Consider the following 685-nt stretch of genomic DNA (forward strand, 5'->3'; position numbering starts at 1 on the left):
GTACCGATGATGTTTTTTGAAAATGAACATTTGTACATTAACGGACTCGAGGGTGGTGCTTTTCTGTTTAACGAAGAGGATTCTGACTGGCGAGTGAGCGCGATTACGCGTCTTCGTTTTGTCGACATTCCTAAATCCGTTCAAAACGCGTTTGAAGGTGATCGCGTCGATTTTGGTGGCCAACTGCGTTATGACTTCAATGAAAACTGGCGCGCTGAAGTGGAATTGATGACGGATGACGAGTTTCAGTTCCACTCAAACTACAGAATTGCAGCAAATTACGAGCTGGGTGATTGGGAGTTCGAACCATCTTTTACCATCCGTTATAAGGACTCTGATTTCAACAGCGAGTATTACGCTTTCAAAGATGTGACAGGGGAAAGAATCGGTGCTGGCGCAGATGCTAATCTGGGCATCAAAGCGCGTTATCACGTGATTTCGAACCTCTATTTGTTGGGCGAAACCAGCGTGACGCGCTTAGACAACGAAGCTTACAAGAGCGGAATTGTCGAAGATCGTTACCAAGGTGAAGTGTTTGTCGGTTTCGGCTTCTTTAACGACAAAGGCAAAGAGCGAAAATCTGACCTTCACAATCGTCCATATTTGCGAATTGCGCACGGCTGGGCGACGCCTTCCAATATGGGCGACATTTTCAAGTTCAACGCTGAAAAGGATGAATACGATA

The 685-nt window shown here is 45.8% G+C and carries 1 protein-coding gene; it reads left to right on the forward strand.

Annotated elements, in window-relative coordinates:
* Positions 1–685 (forward strand): MipA/OmpV family protein (locus R7Z50_RS27755; protein ID WP_318149789.1); only part of this gene is annotated, 685 nt, incomplete at both ends.

It is taken from the genome of Vibrio sp. 1249-1, from assembly GCF_033340495.1.